Source organism: Caloramator australicus RC3 (assembly GCF_000297115.1).
Taxonomy (GTDB): Bacteria; Bacillota; Clostridia; order Clostridiales; family Caloramatoraceae; genus Caloramator; species Caloramator australicus.
In genome coordinates this window covers 1-903 of the sequence record NZ_CAKP01000107.1, presented here as the reverse complement: position 1 = coordinate 903, position 903 = coordinate 1, and the positions used below count along the sequence as shown (strand labels likewise).

Below are 903 nucleotides of genomic sequence, written 5' to 3'. Positions count from 1 at the left end.
TATAGATTCAACCCACATCAAAGCAAATGCTAACAAGAAAAAATATGAGAAAGTATTTGTAGAAGAACAAACAAAAACATACAAGGAAGCATTAGAAAAAGAAATAAACGAAGATAGAGAAAATCATGGGTTAAAGCCATTGGATTTTGAAAATGAAAATGTAAAAATGAAAGAAGTAAAGAGGAGCACAACAGATCCAGATAGCGGAATGATAAATAAAAATGAAAAGGAGCATCAATTTGGTTTTTCCCTACATACAGCCTGCGACAAAAATGGAATGATATTAGGGACTATATTAACAGCTGCAAATGTTCATGATAGTGTAATGTTTGTGGACATATTAAACGAAGTAGAAAAGAATGTAGGGAGACCAAGAGCAGTAGCAGTAGATGCAGGCTACAAGACTCCTCATATATGCAAAGAATTATTAGATAGGAATATATTACCATCCATGCCATACAAGAGGCCACAACATAAGGAGGGATATTTTCCAAAGAAAGAATTTGTTTATGATGAATACTATGATTGCTATATATGTCCCAACAATCAAATATTAGAATACGCAACAACAAACAGAGATGGATATAGGGTATACAAATCAAATCCGGAAGTATGCAAGAACTGCCCATATTTAAGCATGTGCACAAGCAGTAAAAATCACACAAAAATAGTCAATCGACATATATGGGAAGGATATCTAGAAGAAGTAGAACATTTGAGACATACATACGAATGCAAAGAACTATATAAAGATAGAAGCAAAACCATAGAGAGGGTATTTGCCGACTTGAAGGAGAAGCATGGTTTGCGATGGACAACACTAAGAGGGATAGAAAAAGTGTCCATGCAAGCGATGCTTGTTTGTGCTTGCTTTAATTTAAAGAAGATGGCAAATTGGATGTG

The 903-nt window shown here is 34.4% G+C and carries 1 protein-coding gene; it reads left to right on the top strand.

Features of this window, described 5'->3' with window-relative positions:
- A partial coding sequence (locus CAAU_RS10375) for an IS1182 family transposase (protein WP_040306522.1) occupies positions 1 to 903 on the top strand: 903 nt, incomplete at both ends.